18 protein-coding genes are annotated in these 19,240 nt (G+C 33.2%); 1 reads left to right on the top strand and 17 read right to left on the bottom strand.

Annotated elements, in window-relative coordinates; translation table 11 throughout:
* Nucleotides 1-8: 8 nt before the first annotated feature.
* Nucleotides 9-1,271, bottom strand: coding sequence for an oligosaccharide flippase family protein (locus tag KO504_RS11575; RefSeq protein ID WP_215927014.1), 1,263 nt, complete (start codon nt 1,269-1,271; stop codon nt 9-11).
* A gap of 147 nt (nt 1,272-1,418) precedes the next feature.
* Here KO504_RS11575 and KO504_RS11570 point away from each other — a divergent pair, with 147 nt between their 5' ends.
* Complete coding sequence (locus tag KO504_RS11570; RefSeq protein ID WP_215927012.1) at nt 1,419-3,479, top strand: tetratricopeptide repeat protein; 2,061 nt, start codon at nt 1,419-1,421, stop codon at nt 3,477-3,479.
* Here KO504_RS11570 and KO504_RS11565 read toward each other — a convergent pair.
* The 16 genes from KO504_RS11565 to KO504_RS11490 form a co-directional block, all read right to left on the bottom strand.
* Complete coding sequence (locus KO504_RS11565) at nt 3,469-5,238, bottom strand: DUF4209 domain-containing protein (RefSeq protein ID WP_215927010.1); 1,770 nt, start codon at nt 5,236-5,238, stop codon at nt 3,469-3,471. The genes KO504_RS11570 and KO504_RS11565 overlap by 11 nt on opposite strands.
* Before the next feature lie 73 nt (nt 5,239-5,311).
* A complete protein-coding gene (locus KO504_RS11560; protein WP_215927008.1) occupies nt 5,312-7,909 on the bottom strand; it encodes a DUF6923 family protein in 2,598 nt (865 codons plus the stop codon).
* 461 nt (nt 7,910-8,370) lie between these two features.
* Nucleotides 8,371-9,087: a LytR/AlgR family response regulator transcription factor gene (locus KO504_RS11555; protein WP_215927006.1), complete on the bottom strand. Its 717-nt coding sequence runs from the start codon at nt 9,085-9,087 to the stop codon at nt 8,371-8,373.
* A gap of 10 nt (nt 9,088-9,097) precedes the next feature.
* Nucleotides 9,098-9,415, bottom strand: a complete 318-nt coding sequence (locus tag KO504_RS11550; protein ID WP_215927004.1) for an Hpt domain-containing protein — start codon at nt 9,413-9,415, stop codon at nt 9,098-9,100.
* Nucleotides 9,402-10,466, bottom strand: coding sequence for a sensor histidine kinase (locus KO504_RS11545; protein WP_215927002.1), 1,065 nt, complete (start codon nt 10,464-10,466; stop codon nt 9,402-9,404). Before KO504_RS11545 ends, KO504_RS11550 begins: the two co-directional genes overlap by 14 nt.
* Nucleotides 10,466-11,599, bottom strand: coding sequence for an FIST signal transduction protein (locus tag KO504_RS11540; protein WP_215927000.1), 1,134 nt, complete (start codon nt 11,597-11,599; stop codon nt 10,466-10,468). Before KO504_RS11540 ends, KO504_RS11545 begins: the two co-directional genes overlap by 1 nt.
* A 2-nt stretch (nt 11,600-11,601) precedes the next feature.
* Nucleotides 11,602-13,560 carry a PAS domain-containing sensor histidine kinase gene (locus tag KO504_RS11535; protein WP_215926998.1) on the bottom strand — a complete coding sequence of 653 codons (1,959 nt, stop codon included), beginning with the start codon at nt 13,558-13,560 and terminating at the stop codon, nt 11,602-11,604.
* Nucleotides 13,560-14,099, bottom strand: a complete 540-nt coding sequence (locus KO504_RS11530) for a heme NO-binding domain-containing protein (protein WP_215926996.1) — start codon at nt 14,097-14,099, stop codon at nt 13,560-13,562. The genes KO504_RS11535 and KO504_RS11530 overlap by 1 nt, the downstream gene beginning before the upstream one ends.
* Nucleotides 14,099-14,509, bottom strand: a complete 411-nt coding sequence (locus KO504_RS11525; RefSeq protein WP_215926994.1) for a response regulator — start codon at nt 14,507-14,509, stop codon at nt 14,099-14,101. The genes KO504_RS11530 and KO504_RS11525 overlap by 1 nt, the downstream gene beginning before the upstream one ends.
* Before the next feature lie 126 nt (nt 14,510-14,635).
* The gene (locus KO504_RS11520; protein WP_215926992.1) at nt 14,636-14,995 is read right to left on the bottom strand and encodes an MmcQ/YjbR family DNA-binding protein; all 360 of its coding nucleotides are present in this window, start codon (nt 14,993-14,995) and stop codon (nt 14,636-14,638) included.
* Nucleotides 14,992-15,603: a DUF4230 domain-containing protein gene (locus KO504_RS11515; RefSeq protein ID WP_215926990.1), complete on the bottom strand. Its 612-nt coding sequence runs from the start codon at nt 15,601-15,603 to the stop codon at nt 14,992-14,994. Before KO504_RS11515 ends, KO504_RS11520 begins: the two co-directional genes overlap by 4 nt.
* A 48-nt stretch (nt 15,604-15,651) precedes the next feature.
* Nucleotides 15,652-16,401 (bottom strand): cyclase family protein, encoded by a 750-nt coding sequence (locus tag KO504_RS11510; protein WP_215926988.1) that lies wholly within the window; start codon nt 16,399-16,401, stop codon nt 15,652-15,654.
* A gap of 2 nt (nt 16,402-16,403) precedes the next feature.
* Nucleotides 16,404-17,531, bottom strand: coding sequence for a radical SAM family heme chaperone HemW (hemW, locus tag KO504_RS11505; RefSeq protein WP_215926987.1), 1,128 nt, complete (start codon nt 17,529-17,531; stop codon nt 16,404-16,406).
* A gap of 55 nt (nt 17,532-17,586) precedes the next feature.
* A complete protein-coding gene (locus tag KO504_RS11500; RefSeq protein WP_215926985.1) occupies nt 17,587-17,952 on the bottom strand; it encodes a hypothetical protein in 366 nt (121 codons plus the stop codon).
* Nucleotides 17,953-17,989: 37 nt separating this feature from the next.
* Nucleotides 17,990-18,544, bottom strand: a complete 555-nt coding sequence (gene ruvC / locus KO504_RS11495; RefSeq protein WP_115808405.1) for a crossover junction endodeoxyribonuclease RuvC — start codon at nt 18,542-18,544, stop codon at nt 17,990-17,992.
* A 4-nt stretch (nt 18,545-18,548) separates the two neighbouring features.
* Nucleotides 18,549-19,187 (bottom strand): outer membrane beta-barrel protein, encoded by a 639-nt coding sequence (locus KO504_RS11490; RefSeq protein ID WP_215926983.1) that lies wholly within the window; start codon nt 19,185-19,187, stop codon nt 18,549-18,551.
* Nucleotides 19,188-19,240: the final 53 nt, after the last annotated feature.

Genomic DNA, 19,240 nt, shown 5'->3' with positions numbered 1-19,240 from the left:
GAATGGAATTAATCCTTAGATAAAGCTTTTTTCTGCGTCGTTATTTCGAGCTTAAAAAACACTAACTGTATGATTAGCAACAAAGTCATAGTCACAATTTGCATATCTACCACCTGTTCTAAACTCTCGTGAAAAAAGATGACTAATAGCATTTGTAGCATACCGAAGACACCAGAAATAATAACTGGCACATATTTATCTAAAGACAAATAGTAATACGCAAAGATGTTAGAGATAGCAAACATAGAAGTGGCAATAGCATATTTCCATAAAAGCGGTGCCATGGCAATATATTGCTCTCCAAAAAGTATTTTAATTATTAATTCTGGAAAACTTAAACAGGTTAATACAATAACGATAGAGATCACAGCAATATAACCAACATACTTAAACAATACGGAAGCCGTTTCTTTGCCTTCTTTTTTCAACTCAACGACAGCTGGCAATAATAACATCACAAACATCCAAGCTATAAAATATACAATACGACCAATTAAGGCTAAGGATGCATATAAACCTGCTTCGTAAGATTCAAAATAATGCTTTACTAATAGTATATCACTGTTGTTAATAATGATTTGAGTCAGCTCGTAAAACGCTGTTAGCAAAAAGAAATTTTTAATTTGTTTGCTATAATCTTGCGCTAGTGGTTTTGTTTTCTTTAGCGTGATGTCTTTCATTTTAAAAGGAAACATTCCAAAAACAAAAGAAATTACAATACCTATAGCAATCACTGCTGATGATTGTATACTAAATAGAAATATTAAACCCAAAGTGATGATCAATCGGCTTAACATTTCCCCTTGATAGGTTATTGATAAAGATTTATATGCTTTTTTTCCCTGAAAGGCCCCTCTATTCACGCTCATTAAAAAGTAAAGTGGTACACCACAACCAAAAATGATAAACATGGTAGACGATGAGGTATTAAACAACGCTTTTAATTGCGAGGAAAATGCGATAATCAATAGGCCTAGAATTACACCCACAGCAAAAGCTTGTTTGTATACTTTGGCTATAAAATTTGTAAACACAGCGTTCTCAAACAACACCGAGAATTTTGCCGTTACCAATTGAAACGTCATGGCCATAAAAGAGAGCACCAATAAAAATGTTATGAGCACAGCAGCATCGGCAAACTGTGTTGGCCCAAGTACACGCCCCAATATAAGATTGTATAGATAGTTACCACCATTAACGGCCAAAACACTGACCATAAATAGCTGTTCTGGTGTTAATTTTCTCGATTTTATGACGCTTAATAATTGCATATTTTCTTTAGGTATTCGTTTAAATCTGACGCAAATATCCAAGGTATTTCCATGTACGCTCTTTATATTTCGATGGATGGCATGTTGCTGTAGGTGAATGGGAGACATATGCTCCGTAACTTGCACTTAGTTAAACAAAGAGAAATTATGACTTTGAAATCACTTATTAATGTAGCCTTGTTTTTTATCGTATGTAGTGTGTCGGCACAAAACATGCAAGAGGGTTTTACCTATTTAGAAACCGGAAAATATAAGCAGGCCGAAACATTTTTTAATATCATATTAAAGGACTTTCCTAATAATAAGACGGCACGTTTGTGTTATGGTCGTGCTATTGGACTGAATGGACAACCCGAAGCAGCCTATACCTTATTCACTGACTTACTTGCGGATTACCCAAATGATTTTGAAGTAAAACTAAATTACGGTGAGTCTTTATTATGGAACAGCAACTTTACCGACGCTAAAGTGTATTACCAAGGTTTAGTAAATGAAGATCCAACAAGTTTTGCTGCACTATTAGGTTTTGCTAACACCCTTTCTAACTTAAAAGAATATGAGGCGGCTTTAACCATGGTGAATAACGCTTTAGAAGTTTCACCAGGAAATCCAAATGCTTTAGTCTCTAAAAAATACATCTATTTAGGGTATGCTTACCAAAATCAACAAGCACAGAATTATGATAAAGCTGAACTACTTTTAACCAAAAATCTTGAATTATACGGAGACGATAAAGACACCTTATTAAATCTTGCAAATTTGTATTTAATATGGAACCAACTTGAGAGTGCAAAAACCATGTATAATCGTTTAGCTGAACAACCTGAACACAAAATTTTGGCATTAAACGGTTTGGCTTTGGTAGAACACTTAAACAGTAAAGAGAAGCAAGCGTTAAGCATCAGTACTGAAGCGTTTAATAGCCTAAACAAAGACACAGACAAAGCGATCACTAAGCAAACCACCGAACGTTACGCACAAGCTTTAATCTGGAACAAGAAATATAAAGCGGCAACCAACTTAATTGATACTTTAATTACGGAGCACCCAAACGAAAATTGGGTTTTAGCCTTACGCGCCACCTTAAACATTTACAAGAGTAATTTTAAAGAAAGTTTAAGTGATTACAATAGCATACTAGCAAACGACAGTACATCTTTTGATGGTAACCTTGGAAAAGCCAACGTGCTAAAAGCCTTAGGTCATTATGACGATGCTTACACCTCAGCCGAAAACACTTTAAAGTTTTACGACAACCAAAAAGATGCGGTTAACTTTATTAATAAATTAGATATTAACTTTGCACCAGTTTTAGAATCCAACGCCTCGCACACGTTTGATAATGGAGACAACAAAGCCTTTGCATTTTCTAATACGGTAGAATACCCTTTATCAACTAAATTTAAACTTTTAGGAAATTACAATTACAGAACGACCAACAACACGGTTACCGATATTAGTGCCACCTCTAGCAATTTATCCTTAGGATTGGGTTACCAACTCTTACCTAACATTACGTTTAAAGGCACAGCTGGTATGACATCTGCAAAAGTCGAAAGCACAGATTACACACAACTTTTAGCCGATCTTTCTTTTCATATTAAATCCTTTAAACTTCAAACTTTAGATATTGGATACAAACGCCAAATAGAAAGTTTTAATGCCGAATTATTAGACCGCGAATTGGTACAAAACAATTATTACGCTAACTATAATTTAAGTACTAATTTTAACTTAGGATGGTTTACACAGTTGATGCATACGTCACAAAATGATGGCAATAAAAGAAACCTATTATTTACCTCATTATATTATAATCTTCTGCCAAAACCAGCTTTAAAAGTCGGTGTAAATTACCAACATATTACATTTAAGGACCAAGTACCAACGATTTATTTTAGTCCAGAAAAATTTAACGTGTATGAAGTTTTTATGAATGTGATTAAGAATGAAGACAGCGCCAAACCAAACACATGGTTTTACAATGTAACGGCGGCTTATGGTTACCAGTTTATTGAAGACGATGCCAAACAAACCACGTACCGTTTTCAAGGAGCTTTTGGCTATAAATTCTCTGAGCGTAGTTTATTAAATGTGTACGGAACCCATAGTAATATTGCTTCTGCAACGGCTGCTGGTTTTACATTCACCGAAGTTGGCTTACGTTTTAAATGGCAGTTTTTGAATAAGGCGGGTTTTAGGAAGTAGGATTTTCGTCAAATGTATATTTGCCAAGTCTAAGGATACAGAAAAAAACTAAAATAACAGCTTGTAAGTTATAATCAGAGTATTGTAAAAATGAATGTGCTATACTATTCCGTAAATTTTTACCTTTTGATGTGAATGTGTACTTAAAAAGCTCAATATCTTTTATTGTGAAATACTTTTTTGTTGTTGGGTTGTCAAGTAATTCCTCTAGAAGTTGCTCCTTGATTTCTCCTCTTTTTGATGTAGACGTATTTCCACCTGATAAACGAATAAAATCTCTTAAAGCTCCTTCAAATTTCACTGTCAAAGAATCCATAGCCAAAATAAAATTATTGATTTTATTAGTACTCATCAATACTGATAGTTCAAATTGGGCGAATAAATTATGAATTCCGGGTGCAAGCATTGTCAACCAAGATGAGTTTTGATCAATTTCATTGTCAGTCATTCCTCTCTTAAATTTAAGACCATACCAAGTATGAGTTTCCAAGAACTCAAATATTTTGTAATAATTTAATTTACCTGTTAAGATACCATCAACAAATACTTTTAAAAAAAGACTAGAACATTTAACTCCGTGAGAAATGGTATAGCTTTGAATTATTTCTTTGTCAATTTTCTCTGAATCTTTTAAGTCCTTAAAGTTGCTGTTTATATCAAAAACACTTGTACTAAAGAGATGACTAATTGATTTTTTTATTGATTTTTTTGCGTTTTCTTCATTCTCAATTGGATCAACAAGTATGTCTTCATTAATTGAAAAGAAAGCAAGAATATCCTCTGTTGGCATATCTAGTATGATTTTAGATTTCATATTAAGATATTCGTTAAACATATCTGTTTCTTTTTCACCAAGTTGCCAACTTACTTTTCCAAGTTTTACAGTTTGTTTTAATTTATTATATTCTTTTAAAACTTCTTCAGCTTCATCTAATTTCCCTGCTAGTCTTAAATATTTAGCTTTAGTTCCAATTGTTGTGTATTTTACACAGTCAGTATCTTCAGGATGTTGCTCGATAATGATATCTTCATTTTTAGCTAATAACTCATATAATTTATTCAATGGAAGTTCAAGAGAATTATAAAGTCTAATTCCGGAATCTAGTGTTCTTTTATTAGAAAAATATGAAACAGGTTTGTCACCTTCTATCCAATACGGTAATTCTTGTGCTAGGTCATTTAATTCTTCACTTGAAAGTATATTATTATCTAAAATTGAATTTAGAATATTCGGTTTAAACCGATTTGGTAAGTCATTAATTAATATAATCGCAGTTTCTTTAGCTTGTTCTATTTTCTTCTTTGACCTTTTTGATATGTACAGAATTGCAGAAAGAATAATTGGTAATTCATTAGCTTCCTCTGATTTTATTCTGTTTATAGTTTGAATATAATTTTCAATTGCTATTTCTGCATATTTATTGTGTTTTGTTTCTTGCCACAATAGATGTGAATATCTAGATTTTAGCCAAGTATTTTGAGTTTCATCTAATCTGTTTTTTAAATATTCTAGGTCTTTCTTTTCTAATCCAAACCTTACAATTTGACCTTTCGTATCCGTGACTTGAGCATTAGTTTTTAGTTCACCTTTATTTAAATTATAGTTTAATGATTTTCTTTCGATGATTAACTTATCCTCCCAGTCTCCATCAACTCTTGTTGTTTGTTTAACTTCTCTATGAATATTCCAAGTGTTCAATGAATTGAGATTCTCAATTGAGTTATAGAATTCTTTTAATTCATCAGGAGCTTCTTTCATAAGCTAAATATATAAAAAAAACAAAAGGCAAAAGCTTTCGCTTTTGCCTAATGCAAGGGTTATAAATCAAGGGTTATTTAATAATTAATTTAAATGTATCGTAGTTAAACTGACTACTCAGAATTTTACAGAAGTATAAGCCTGAGCTTAAATTACCTCTATTAACTTCTATAGTGTTTTTTCCTGGCTTTACCGTATAAGGTGCGGTATATACTATTTTGCCGGTTTGATCGTAAATAACAAACTGTACATCTTCGCTGTAATTGGCTGTAAAGTTTATTGTGGTATGTGTTGTCATTGGATTTGGGCTTGCAATTATTCTATTTAAATCTGTGTTATACTCGTCTATAGACAGAGCACTTGTTTGAGAAAAGCGTAGGTTACTTAACTCCATTGTTTTGGTTGTTGTTACTCCATTATCGGCAACCATCGTAAAGACTAAGGTTACCACATCGTTTAAGCTGGCTGCATTCGTAGTATTGTTTTGTAAATCGTTTATATTAATTGTAAAATCTTGAGTTGTATTCGTTAGAACCACTGTGGTTTTATACTGTGATTCCCAGTTGGTAATACTTTGTTTTACAAAAGTGATTTCTAGGTTTCCGGTGCCTTGCGCACTAAATTTGAAACTGTTATAATCGGTAAGATCTACAGCTTTAAATCGTGGTGTTAATGCTCTGTAAGCACCAACGTAGCTATTGGTCGTAGCTGTTAATTGCACATTACGTTCTATTGGGTAATCTGCGGTTTCAAAATCAAAGTCATTGCGCGTAACATTGTATAAGCTAACATTAGTACCATCCTGCGAATCATCAATTCCCCAAGGGCCATCAGACATAAACAAATCATCTGGTGTAGCCATACCATCTCCAATTCTAAATCCGATATCAAAAAGACTTCCTGTATCCACTCTAATATTCGTAATATAACTACCGTTTAAATCGATGATAGCATTAAGATTATCAAAATCTTCCGTTTCAGTACCTCTATAACCCGCATCTAAAGTGACGCTTTCCGTAGCATTGGTATTAATAATTTGTAAATCTAAACCTCCGTTAGTGTAGCTTCCTTTTCTAACAAATACTGTTGGTGGTGTTGAGTTGTTATAACTTTCAATCGGTTTTTGAACCTCTAGCAAATTCAATACTTCTTGTCCTAACACATATAAATCATCTATAGTATTAGACCAAATTTGAAAATTATAAAAGGTAACATTCTCCTCATACTGATCGAGATTCCAGTGGCTCTCTATCGCAAAATTAGCATCGTTGTTTACAACTTTAGCAGATAAGCTTAATACAAATTCATAGGTACCATCTGCGTTTTTAATAATGGATTTTATAAATTGCTGTTCGTTGATATCTATGGTAGATACCGAGATCAACTCGGCTCCTAACAAACGGTCGCAAATGTATTTGGTATGTTCATAAACCCCGTTTTCAGTTTTTAAGGCTAATACAGAAGCGACAGCACTATTATTTTTTAAGTAATCTACCGCGTAGATTTCAGTAGCATTAGTAATCCCAATTAAGTCTGAAGGCGATGCTTCAATAGCTTCATCTTCGTTAATACTTGTCAGTGGTACAAAATCTTGTAATGTAAAACTAGAGTTCATTCCTCTTGCATACATCAATCCGCGCTCTACTCTAGGTGCTGCTGCGGCATTAAACTTATAACCGGTTTTAGCTCTTTTAAAGTTACGTGCATTAATTTGCTCAGATAATCTACTATTACTTTCTAAACCACCTGCATTAGAGCTCGATGTTGGTGCAACTATCACATCACACATTCCAAAACCAGAACAGGATGGATCTTCACAATCTATAAGACCATCTCCATCATCATCAATACCATTATCACAAATTTCTTGTAATACTGGTGCTGTTGGGCAACGCGCCCCATCATTACTAGCACTAGACGGTCCGAAGGCAAATAAGTTAGCGTCTATAAGATTAATCCCATCTAAATCTTGAACAGCTTGAACTACATAAATAGTTCCAGTTTGATTAGCTGAAATATAAAAACGTCCTTCATTATCAAAATAAACCGCTCCGTAAGTATAGCTTAAACCCGAAAGAATAGGCACCACACCCAAAACTAAAACGTCACCATTTTCAGGATTAATACGGTATAAAATATTGGTGTTTTTTTCTACCGCGTACAATTGCCCATCTACGGCATTGAACGCCCAATCGTGAATACTAATGTTTTGAGATAAATTCCCTGTAGCTTGATATTGGGTATAATTTTCTGAGTCTGGATTTAGATCTATTTTATAATAGGTGGTTCCACCAGCTTTTAAATAATAAATACCTTCTGAACTTACATCACCAACATAACGGTTGCTTGTTGGCAATTCATCTATATAATAAGTTGTAGTATTAAAATCTTTTCCGATTCTTACAATTGATTTGGCCGGTGTATTTAATGATCCCCAAATAAAACCATCTGCAGGGTTGTAAGCCGTAGCATTGATACTTCCTGGCGTTACATCTGTAGCAACCTGATACGAATTACCAGATGCTAAATCAATAGCATAAACATCGTTATACTGAAATAGATAAGCATTGAAATCGCAATTAAACGGTACATCTTGTGCTGTACTGCTAAAACTACATAATGCTAAAACGATAAGTAGTAATTGATTTTTTAAAGTGTAAAGTGTATTCATCTTCAGTTTCTTATTTAGATTCTGAAGCAAAACTACTTGATAACTTAGCCTTATTTTTAGTTTTTCGATTGAAGCAAGCTATACAACGTTAGTTTACATTTTACTGTCGACGAGTGGTTTTAAGGCCATTTTTAATGACGACTGCTAAAAACAAAAGAGGCAAAAGATTTCTCTCTTGCCTCAAACTTAATCACTAATCATCAATCATTCAACACATGATGAAAGAACAAAAATATAGCTTATGATTTCTATTAATATTTTTTTCGATGACGTCACCATTCGCTAAGGTCGCTTGCGGTTTTATAACGATGAATAGTAGTTTGTAAATGCTCCAAATTATAAAAAAAGCAAAACATATCGTTTACCTCATTAAATGTAGTACCGTTTATTTTTATAAATAAATCGTCTAATCAAAGCAGAAAATCCTTTGACGAAGTAGCTCTAAAATGGACTTGTAAGGGTTATAGTAAATTAAGACGTTTCATTAGTTCTGGTCGGTTAGAACGACTCACAGGAATCACGTCTTTTTTGATAAGCACACTATTATCTTCAATATCAATAATTTTATCGACATTAATAATATAAGAGCGATGCACTTTTAAGAATAAATCGTCTGGTAGCTTATCTGCTATTTTCTTTAATGTAGAATGAACTGTGTAGTTTTTATCTTCGGTTTTCACATGAATGTAATCGCCTTTTGCTTCTACCAAATAAATGCTTGGGATATCTATTTTTATTAAACGTCTATCGATATTAACATACAAATCGTTACCTGAAGTACTTTCTACTTTCTCTGAAGCAGATGCTGATGATTTTGAAGATTTACTTGGTGTTGCTTCGGCTTTCTGTATGGCTTTTTTAAAACGTTCTGGTGTAATTGGTTTTACTAAATAATCGACAATACAATCGTATTCAAAAGCCTGAATTGCAAAATTAGGATCGGAAGTGGTTAAAATTATTTTCGGTGGATTTTTTAATGTTTCAATAAAGTCGAAACCTGTAAAATCGGGCATGTGGATGTCTAAAAATATTAAATCAATTTCATTCTGATTTAAATATTTTATAGCCTGCATTGCATTTGGAAATTCTTCTAAAACGGTTAAGCTATCTACGTTAGAGCACAGTTGCCCTATGATTGCTCTTGCTGTAGCTTCATCATCGATAATAATACAATTCATGCCTTCCTAATTATAACTGTTGTAAATAATTAGTCATGATCCTTAAAATAGATTCAAATTCGTCTTGAAGTGTTGTACTGCCTTCTAGCAAATTATTTTCGAATGCCACTGCAGTCTCATAACTTTTCTCAAGGCCTAAAATACTAATTTTATGCTTAAGTTTATGAACGTTCTCTGCTGTAAGTTTATAGTTTTGAGCTTCAAGGTTATTAAAATACACCTTCTTTTCTTCGGGAAACTCAGCCTTTATAATTGCAATTAACTTTTGTTCAAAAGCGTTGTCTCCACCAGACATACTCTGAATGTAAGACATATTAGGCTTCTCCATGACGTTGTTTTTTTAAAGTGAAATAAAAGGTAGTGCCTTCATTAATTTTAGAAGTTAACCAAATTTTACCACCATATAAATCTACAATCTTTTTAACGATAGATAATCCGATTCCTGAAGATTCTACGTTATTTTCAAGCTTTTCAAAGGTTTTAAAGATTTTTTCGAAGTACTTGGCTTCAATACCTTTTCCGTTATCTTTTATATGAAATTGCCAAAACGCACCTTGATCTTCTACTCCAATATCAACCGTTCCCTTAGCTTTGTTATTATAAGCAATGGCATTGCCTATTAAATTTTGAAATAGTTGCTGTAAGCGATATTTATCTCCTTGAATAATTGGTAAATCAGCTTTTGAAATCTTAATATGTTTAGGCACTTCTATAATGGTTAAAATATTATCTATAAGATTATTAAGATCCACATCGTACACCTCAACTTGATTTTTACCAATTGTAGAATATTCTAAAATACCGTTAATTAAAGTATCCATTTTTTCCACATTATTTCTAATGAGGTTTAATGTGTTTTGTCCATTTGCATCAAAGGCTTCTTTATAGTCTTCTTTTAACCACGCAGTCAGTGTATCAATACTTCGTAGCGGTGATTTTAAATCGTGAGACACCATATGTGCATAGTCGCTCAGCTCTTGGTTTTGATGTGCCAATTCATTTAGAAGCGCTTCTTTTTGTTTGTTCATTTCAATAATCTCCTTGGTTTGATTATCAATAAACGCCACCAAATCAGATCCTGTTAATTCTACAGCATCTGCCTTTTCTTCTTCTTTTAAATTATAAAATTTGAGCGTATTAATGACGTCTTTTAGTTTATCAATTAATTCGGTTTGCGCTTTAGCTTCTTTTTGTAGTTTTCTATTGGCATTGTACAATTCATCAGAGCTAATAGACATAGCGCGTTGAATCATTGATGACTGTTCGTCAAAATTGTCGTAGGACCGATTAACAGCTTCAAGAAATTTTGTTAAGTCTTCACTGTGTTCTAATTCTTCACTTAAATATTTTCGTATTTGGCGTTTAAGTAATGAATTCATTATTCACTTATTAAAGTTATGGTCATGGTTTGGTTGTGTAACTGGCAAGCCATTTCACCATGGAAAGGTGCTATTTCTCCGTAAGAGTAAAATCCACTAACCGTAGTGCCTTGACCTAAAACCTCGATAACTTCTTCAATCTCCTCTTCTACACGTTGATCTAAAACTAATTTACGACCAATACAACTGACTAAAAAGGCTATTTCTGGTTTGTTTTTTCTGTATTCTAAAGCTTGTCTGGCTGCACGTTCTGAAGCATTGGCGATATTATCGACGTTAGTCATCATAAGCTGCACCTTTGAATTTTCTTTAATATCTCCGGCCAAAATAACGCTATTGTCATCTTCATTAATATTAAGAATGGAACGGACAATAGATTGTTCTTCATCATCTGATTTTACGTTCAATGGATATAACAATGCCGCACCAGGTAAATCTTTAGCCTTATCACCCAAATAGGTTTTGTATAAATCTAAAGCTGGTTGACCATCCAATTCAAAAAGTATATTGCCTTCCGATTTGGTTACTGTACGCTCTGGTCCAAAAGGCGTCCATCCGCCGTGAATGGAAAATGTGACTTCTAAGCTCTCTCCATAAAAACCAATAGCAACAATTTCACCTTCTTTTGGATTTTCGTTGTAGGATGCTAATGTTTTTTCAAAACGGGTATCATCACCGCAAAGTCCTCCTGTGATTAATAAATTATCGTCATTAGACGAACTCATACCTTTGGTAAGTTGACTCCCATTAATAAAACTACCTTCTGAGACAACGAACACGCATTTTAAACCTTCGGCAGGAAATTGTTGAATCAATTCTTTTCCTGTTTTAAAACTATCTAAATCGGCATCTAAGACATTACTCGTTCTAATTGCAAATTGACTTTTCTGAAATTCCATAGCCGTAATCGTAATGCTATCTTCATTTACCGTACTCGAAGAAATCTCTGCACAAGCCGAACCAAACACAATATGACCATCTGGAAATAGCGCTTTTATCTCTTCGTAAATTGAAGGTGATTCTAGCATATAACGATTACCAAAAACTAACACCAAAGGTTGATTTAATTGCTGTTGTTTACCAACATAAGTCCAATCTTTGTTGTTTTGTTTTACTAATTGTACTGTTTTCATAGTTATTTTTTAAGTGTAAAATAGAAGGTCGTTCCTATATTAGGTTGACTTTCTAACCAGATTTGTCCTTCGTGTAAATCGACAATTTTTTTAACAATAGACAAACCAATACCTGTAGAGTCTTTGCTTTTGTTTAAAGCGTGAAAAATCTTAAATATTTTATCGTGAAATTGTTTTTCTATACCGATACCATTGTCTTGAATTGAAAATTTATAATGACTTTTTAAATCTTCAAAATCGATAGTGATACTCCCTTTTTCTTTATCAATAAATTTAACTGCATTACTGATTAAATTCTGAAACAACTGCTGCAACTTGGTCGCATCTCCTTTTATAATTGGCAATTGCTGTAATGCTGTAATTTTTATATGATCTGGAATGTATAAAATCGTGGTTAGGTCTTGAAGCATTTTATTAAGATCAACATCTGCTTTTACAGTGGTATCTGTTCCTACGCTTGAATAATCGAGTACATCTGAAATGAGTTGCTCCATCTTTTCTAGAGTCGCTTCAATGAGTTCAAAATTCTTTAGACTCGTCGCATCTAATTTCCCTTTATTGTCTTCTTTTAACCAGCTCACTAAAGCATCTATACTTCGTAATGGTGATTTTAAATCGTGAGATACAATATGGGCATATTCCTGCAGTTCATCATTACTTTTTTCGAGCTTCAACAGTAATTTTTCTTTCTGAAGTTCTAAAGCTTTTAAGTTAGTAATATCAAGATGAACACCAATTGATCCGACAACATGTCCATTGATATCGTAATTAGGTGCTCCACTAATAAGCCAATACCTCACCTCACCTTGTTTGGTTTCAATTTTTATTTCGTAAGAATTAGATTCTCCGTTTTTCCGTTTTTCATTTTCAATAGCAATGATTTCTGAACCTCCTTCTATTGGAAAAATCTCTCCTGCTTTTTTACCTAGCAATTCCTCTTCACTATAGCCAGACATTTCAGAAAAACTATGATTAATCATTAAGATTTCATCATGGTTATTGACCTCAACCAAACCTAAATGCATATTGGCTATAATGCTGTAATATTTTTGTTTTTGAACCTCTAAACTTTTACGATAAGTACGTTTTAGAGTCACATCTGTAAATGTCCATAAAAATCCTTTCGATTTCTTACCAATGGTGATAGGCATATAGTTACGTTCTAAAATCTTACCATCTACCATTTCGAGCTCGTCACCAATAACGACCTTTTTAGCGCTATCTATTTCGTCCATCCGCTGTATAAATGCTTCCGGATTTTTAAACAATAATTTGTTTTGTTCTGAGGCATCTGTGCAATCCATTCCAAATAAATCGCTTGGTTCTGCATCAATATTAAAAAGCTCACAAAACTTTTTATTGGTAAGTACAATATTTCGATTTTCATCTTCGAGAATAATACCACTATCTAAATTTAAAACTAATGTTGCTAATCTATTTTCAGATTCTATCAGTTTTTCTTCAGAAGCGCGTTCTGCGGTAATATCTCTAACAATACCTTGGGCTGCAATTGGTTTTTTATCTTTATCATAAACCACACTAGCATTGATATGCACCCATTTGACTTCTTTAGATTTGGTGTAAATTCTGGCTTCGTAATCTTTAAAAAAACCTTGCGTATGAAGCTGCATAAAGCTAGCCATAGCGTACTCATGATCGTCTTTAAATACGAGGTCTTTAACATTGACGTTATCTCTACCGATATCGTAACCAAATAATCGGGTTGCCGCTTCATTAAATTTTATAATATCCCCTTGAATGTCCATTACGACATAGGCATCTACAATATTCTCAAAAACACCTTCTAATTGTGATGATTTTTCGTCTAATAAATTTTCTAATTTCTGCGATGTAAAGTAGAGTTCTCTTGATTTTTCTTCAAGAATTTTTTCAGCAGCTTTTCGAGCTTTCTTTTCCCTTTCGAGGGCTCTTTTTAGTATATCGATTTGGTCTTGGCTCATTAATTTTTATGAATAATAAACCGTACCTGAGTGCCATCCTCTTTTATTTTTTCTAATGCTATAGTTGCCGTAGCATTAAAATGCTCAAAAGTTTTATTCATTAAACCGAGTCCAAAATGATGCATAGCTCTACTTGAAGTGTAGTCCATTATTAAGGAATTTTCGGTTTTCTCTATGACCTCAAACGTTGGCAGTTCTGCGTCTGGATAAATCTTTCTTACCTCTACATGAATGTGATTTTCTATAGATGAAATCATTTCTATAGGATCTTTATAGGTTGCTAAAAGTCCAGGATAACTTTTTTCAATCACACTAAAAAAATGTTCGGCATAGACCAGTAATAAATTATCAATTGAAATCCCTGTGTTTTCACTAAGATGCTGAAGTAATTGCAACATTTCAGAAAAGCTATACGTCCCAACAGATGTATAAACACCTTCTGATTCTAACTCTGAACTTGAAATAATTCTATCGACCATTTCTAAGCCAAACTTTTCTTCTACAAGATCTAAAAACTCAGTAAAAACAATTCCTTTCATTACACTGTTATTAATTCATTAATACTCCAATATGACAATAATTTTTCGATTTTAGACACATAATCCTCATATTTTAAAGGTTTAAGTACATAACCGGCAATCCCAATTTTATAACATTCTAGTAAATCTCTTTGATTATTAGAGGTGGTTAGAATGATGGTTGGTATATATTTTAGGCGATCATCTGCCTTTAAAATTTTTAAAAACTCTAGACCGCTAATTTTTGGCATGTTTAAATCTAACAAAATGATATCTGGTAAACTGTCCTTATGCTCTAATAATTTTAAAGCTTCTTCTCCATTATTAGCTTCGGTGATTTTATGGTGTAATTGAAGTGAACTGATGGCTCTATTGAGCTTCATCACTTCTATCATATCATCTTCTATTAACAAAATATTGAGGGTTTTCATCTACAACTAATTTTTATGTATCATGGCAAGATAATTCAATTAACGAGATTGCATTTTATAATTCGGTTGAGGGCCATTTAGTGTAGACGGATGGTAGATAAGTGTCGACGAATGGAAAGGCCACCTTTACAGTCTTTCTCTCAATTTCTTTGGTAGTCCTTTCACTACCATATCATAGGAATGGTCTATTAATTCCTTAATAAGTTGGACCGAGAGCTCTCCAGAATGCACATAGACGCTATTCCATTGTTGTTTGTGCATGTGGTAACCTGGTTTTATACTGTCGTATTCTGCTCTTAATTCTTGAGCGTATTCGGGATCACATTTTAAGTTTATAAAGGCTTCCCCATTTTCCCAACGCTTTAGAGATGCTAAAGCAAACATCTTTCCTAAAACTTTAAACACAAGGGTATCTTCATCAAAAGGAAAATGTTCGGTGACTGCTTTTTTATTTAGGCAATAATTTCTGTAGTCTTCTATATTCATTTCAATAGTTTATTGTCGTCTCCACCTTCAATTTTTAATGCCGTATAATCTAATTTCCAACCAATAGTCTCTACTAAATTTTCAATAAGATGAATGGCTTCTAAAGCCTCTTGTTTTGCGATATTATACAAACCACTTTCTGGAATTTTTTCCATAATATGCGTTTTAGCTCTAGTCTGTAACTCCGTTAAATCGGCAGCTTCAAACTTATTAAACATACCATCTCGCTTATCATAATAATTTATATTGCTCTCAATAGATAGTACTTCTGGCTGTGGAAAATGTGTTAAATGAACTGTTTTTGTTTTAGCGTTTGAAGACATTTGTACTTTACCCAAATCGAAGCCAACATGCGCTTTAGCATTAATGACGACTAAAGCTTTTTTTCGACTAGAAATTAATTTTAAGAACTTTTCTTTTACATCTTCATAATGATAGATCTCTGCAAAATCACCTTCAACGGTAACAAATTTACAGACGCGTTTTATTTTGTCTAATATTAAAATGGACTGTTCATTAGTGATTTTTTTAGTCTTCCATTGTTTATATATGGTTACTAAACCTAAAGTCACTAAAATGCTAATAATGATTATAAAAAATGTTTCCATGCGTCTTTAAATATATGACACCAGCTTAAGGCTAATGTCACATGTATATTAGTCTATAACTTTATATAAAATAGGTTTACTCGGGCTCGCATCATTCTCAAATGGTGCAATTTGAAGATTAAGCATATAACAACCATCTGATATTTTATTAGACACATAAATAAATTCTGTAATTGTAGCATCTAATCGTAATTTCCCCTTAGTATTCCAAAACGCATTGTGCGCTAAGAGTTCGCCTCCATCTTGCTCTTTGTCTACACTAGGCAAATCAATAAGAAGATGTTTTACTCCTTTGTTTTTTAGATACTCTGCGGCATCTTCTAACAAATACGTTGGGTTGGTATTAGAATATTGTTTGGTGAATTTATCACGTGTATTGGGCATGGTTCTAATCACAATGGCTTCGCGTTTTTTATTGCCTAAGGCAAACTGTAATTGTTTTCTAGAAATCACATAATCGTCGCCTTGCTTTTCTGGAGCAACCGTTACCACTTCCGCTAAAAAGAAAAACTGTTTTAAATGTTGGTTTATAGAATAGACTTTTTCTGTAATATGACCCACAGTTTCTGTATGTGTACCATGCGAATGCGGATTAAAAGTAATGGTATTAAAATTTACCACAGCGCCATTAGCCACACTTACAATTTCACCATCTATAATTTCAGGTTCAATTTTAGGAGGATCTAAATACCATGCATTTACATTATTAGGTTTTCCTGTTAGAGGTATTGAAATATCTAAAGGTTGTGATAAATCTATAGTTCTTTTTTTCGATTTGAATTGTATTGTTGCTAACACGCTTAATTGATTTTAAATAATTCGCTGGCAATACCATCACACAAAAACTGTCCTTTTTTTGTGACGCGTAAATGTCCATCATCAATATACAATAATTGTTGATTTATAAAAACTTCTGATTGCTCAATTAAGTAATCTTTAAAAACAAGACCAAAGTCTTCTTCTACTTTACGAAATGAAACTCCCCAAATAGTACGCAAACCTGTCATTATATATTCATTGTACTGATCGGTTTGTGTTAACGTTTCAATCTCAATGGGCAACTCATGTTGTGCTATAGCGTTTATGTATTTAGAATTATTTTTCACATTCCATCCACGTTGTTTTCCATTAAACGAATGTGCCGACGGTCCAATTCCGAGATAAGATTTCCCTTGCCAATAGGCCGAATTGTTTTTACTAAAATACCCGTCTTTTCCGAAGTTAGATAATTCATAATGTACAAAACCTGAAGCTTCTAGTTTCTCTTTCAACATATGAAATTGTTCATGCGCTTGCTCGTCATCCACATTATCTATAATGCCTTTTTTAATAAAAGACGCCAAAGCCGTTTTAGGCTCAACGGTTAATGCATAGCTTGAAATATGAGGTACTCCAAAACTTAAAGCCATTTCTATATTTGCCAACCATTGCACGTTTGAGGCTCCTGGAATGCCGTAAATGAGATCAAGGGAAATATTTTCAAAATATTTTGTAGCTTCTTCTAAACAAGTTTTCGCTTCTTCTGCATTATGAGCACGATTCATGAGCTTTAAATCGGATTCAAAAAAGGATTGAATGCCAATTGAAAGTCGGTTGATTGGACTTTTAGACAATGCAATGATGCGATCCTTAGACAAATCATCTGGATTCGCTTCAAGCGTAATTTCTGGATTTTCAGTAACGTTATAATTTTTATAAACCGAATCAATCAAAAATTGTAATTCGTCATTCGTCAATATACTAGGTGTTCCTCCTCCAAAATAAATGGTTTCGACTGTAGTGTTTTTAAATTCGTCTTTTCTGAGTTCTAATTCTTTGGCAAAAGCATTAACAAGATCATCTTTCTTCTTTAATGAAGTGGAAAAATGAAAATCGCAATAATGACACGCTTGCTTGCAGAATGGTATGTGGATGTAGATGCCGCTCATTTTAATTTTTAGTATTCAATCAGATTTTAAAAATCAATTACATTCAAATTTTATCTTATTCTTCAAACAAGTCATATAAGGTTGAAATCCTTAAATCGCTGTACAATTTCAAAAAATTATAATAGAGCATATCAAACTGACTGCCATAAATTTCTCGTCTCGTTTCCCAAGATTCATATTCTGGAAATTTCAATTGAAACTGGCCTTCAACAAAAGTTTCCCAAAGTTTTTCTGAAGTTTTAAAAGCTGTTATAAATGTAGAATCCTCACTATTTATAAGCTTCAATTCAATAACTAATGAATCTTTTAATTTTTGAGATTGATAATAGTTTTCATGAGCAATATCATTCATTTCAACTTGCCCTTGACTGAATCCTACTAAAGATTGAAGTAATACAACAAGTAAAATGATGATTCTCATGTTCTGTTTTTAACGGAATAATCCGATTGCAATTGGCTTATTTTTTAACTCGACCTTCATTCTGCTTCACAAAAGCAGACCAACCCGAATAACTTTTACCTACCTCAACACGTCCTTCGTTATAAAAGTGGCAAACGGCGGCAGCCAAACCATCCATAGAATCTAAATTCTTAGGAATTGTTTTAAGCCCTAACATACTTTGCAACATTTTAGCGACTTGCTCTTTACTGGCATTTCCATTTCCGGTAATCGCCATTTTAATTTTTTTAGGAGCATATTCTGTAATCGGCACTTCGCGAGATAAGCCTGCTGCCATAGCAACACCTTGTGCACGACCTAATTTGAGCATACTTTGTACATTTTTACCAAAGAATGGAGCTTCAATTGCTATTTCATCGGGATGATAGGTATCTATGAGTTCTACCGTACGTTCAAAAATAAGTTTGAGTTTTAAATAATGGTCGTCATACTTTTTGAGCATCAGTTCATTAAGTTGCAGAAATTCCATTTTTTTACCTACAATTTTTATGAGTCCAAAGCCCATAATTGTTGTACCTGGATCTATGCCTAAAATAATTTTTTCTTTGCTCATATAATTAATCGCAATACTGGCAACCACTTAATGAAACTGCCAAGCCAAAGGTAAGGTTAAAAACGCTTCCATTAAAAGCTCCCAAACCACTTAACACCGGATTGTAATCATCTAAAGACGTTACTCCGTATAAATAAGCCATATCTGCGTAAATAGCTACTTTTTCGTTTATGGCATAATGCACTTCTAATCCTGCATTAAGATTTAAATACGTCTGTTTATTATCGCGCAATGTACCTAACGGTTTTACCATTGCTATACCTGGTCCTGCATGTGCAACTGTGCGTAATCGCATTGGCAAAAAAGTAAAATATTCTGTAGGATCATATACAAATTGTGCATTAATACGTGAATAGTTGATTTTAAATTCTGGCGTACTATCATCATTAGAGAACCGATTAAATCCGTAATCTAATTTTACACCATAGCGTTTAGTTAACATATGCTGAAGTCCTAAATTTATCGTTGGAAAATTTACGGATTTAGCATAAGAGCCTTTCACAAAACCATCGGTTGTTGGGTAATTAACACCCACTGCAAAAAGTGCTTTCCACTTGGCTGTATCTTTAAATTGTGCCTGACTCTTAAAGCTTATAAAAACGACAATAAAAAAGAAAAGGTAATGTTTAAAATAATGTTGCATCTGTAAGTTTTTGGTTTTATTTGTAATATGTACTCTAATGCGCCTTACAAAAC

It is taken from the genome of Winogradskyella psychrotolerans, from assembly GCF_018860565.1.
GTDB classification, from domain to species: Bacteria; Bacteroidota; Bacteroidia; order Flavobacteriales; family Flavobacteriaceae; genus Winogradskyella; species Winogradskyella damuponensis.
Note: the sequence above shows the minus strand (reverse complement) of the source record. Positions and strands in the feature narration are given on the sequence as shown.

Coding starts and splice junctions, on each gene's coding strand:
- KO504_RS11575 (WP_215927014.1), bottom strand. CDS start 1,271: ATGCAATTATTAAGCGTCATAAAATCGAGAAAATTAACACCAGAACAG.
- KO504_RS11570 (WP_215927012.1), top strand. CDS start 1,419: ATGACTTTGAAATCACTTATTAATGTAGCCTTGTTTTTTATCGTATGT.
- KO504_RS11565 (WP_215927010.1), bottom strand. CDS start 5,238: ATGAAAGAAGCTCCTGATGAATTAAAAGAATTCTATAACTCAATTGAG.
- KO504_RS11560 (WP_215927008.1), bottom strand. CDS start 7,909: ATGAATACACTTTACACTTTAAAAAATCAATTACTACTTATCGTTTTA.
- KO504_RS11555 (WP_215927006.1), bottom strand. CDS start 9,087: ATGAATTGTATTATTATCGATGATGAAGCTACAGCAAGAGCAATCATA.
- KO504_RS11550 (WP_215927004.1), bottom strand. CDS start 9,415: ATGGAGAAGCCTAATATGTCTTACATTCAGAGTATGTCTGGTGGAGAC.
- KO504_RS11545 (WP_215927002.1), bottom strand. CDS start 10,466: ATGAATTCATTACTTAAACGCCAAATACGAAAATATTTAAGTGAAGAA.
- KO504_RS11540 (WP_215927000.1), bottom strand. CDS start 11,599: ATGAAAACAGTACAATTAGTAAAACAAAACAACAAAGATTGGACTTAT.
- KO504_RS11535 (WP_215926998.1), bottom strand. CDS start 13,560: ATGAGCCAAGACCAAATCGATATACTAAAAAGAGCCCTCGAAAGGGAA.
- KO504_RS11530 (WP_215926996.1), bottom strand. CDS start 14,099: ATGAAAGGAATTGTTTTTACTGAGTTTTTAGATCTTGTAGAAGAAAAG.
- KO504_RS11525 (WP_215926994.1), bottom strand. CDS start 14,509: ATGAAAACCCTCAATATTTTGTTAATAGAAGATGATATGATAGAAGTG.
- KO504_RS11520 (WP_215926992.1), bottom strand. CDS start 14,995: ATGAATATAGAAGACTACAGAAATTATTGCCTAAATAAAAAAGCAGTC.
- KO504_RS11515 (WP_215926990.1), bottom strand. CDS start 15,603: ATGGAAACATTTTTTATAATCATTATTAGCATTTTAGTGACTTTAGGT.
- hemW (WP_215926987.1), bottom strand. CDS start 17,531: ATGAGCGGCATCTACATCCACATACCATTCTGCAAGCAAGCGTGTCAT.
- KO504_RS11500 (WP_215926985.1), bottom strand. CDS start 17,952: ATGAGAATCATCATTTTACTTGTTGTATTACTTCAATCTTTAGTAGGA.
- ruvC (WP_115808405.1), bottom strand. CDS start 18,544: ATGAGCAAAGAAAAAATTATTTTAGGCATAGATCCAGGTACAACAATT.
- KO504_RS11490 (WP_215926983.1), bottom strand. CDS start 19,187: ATGCAACATTATTTTAAACATTACCTTTTCTTTTTTATTGTCGTTTTT.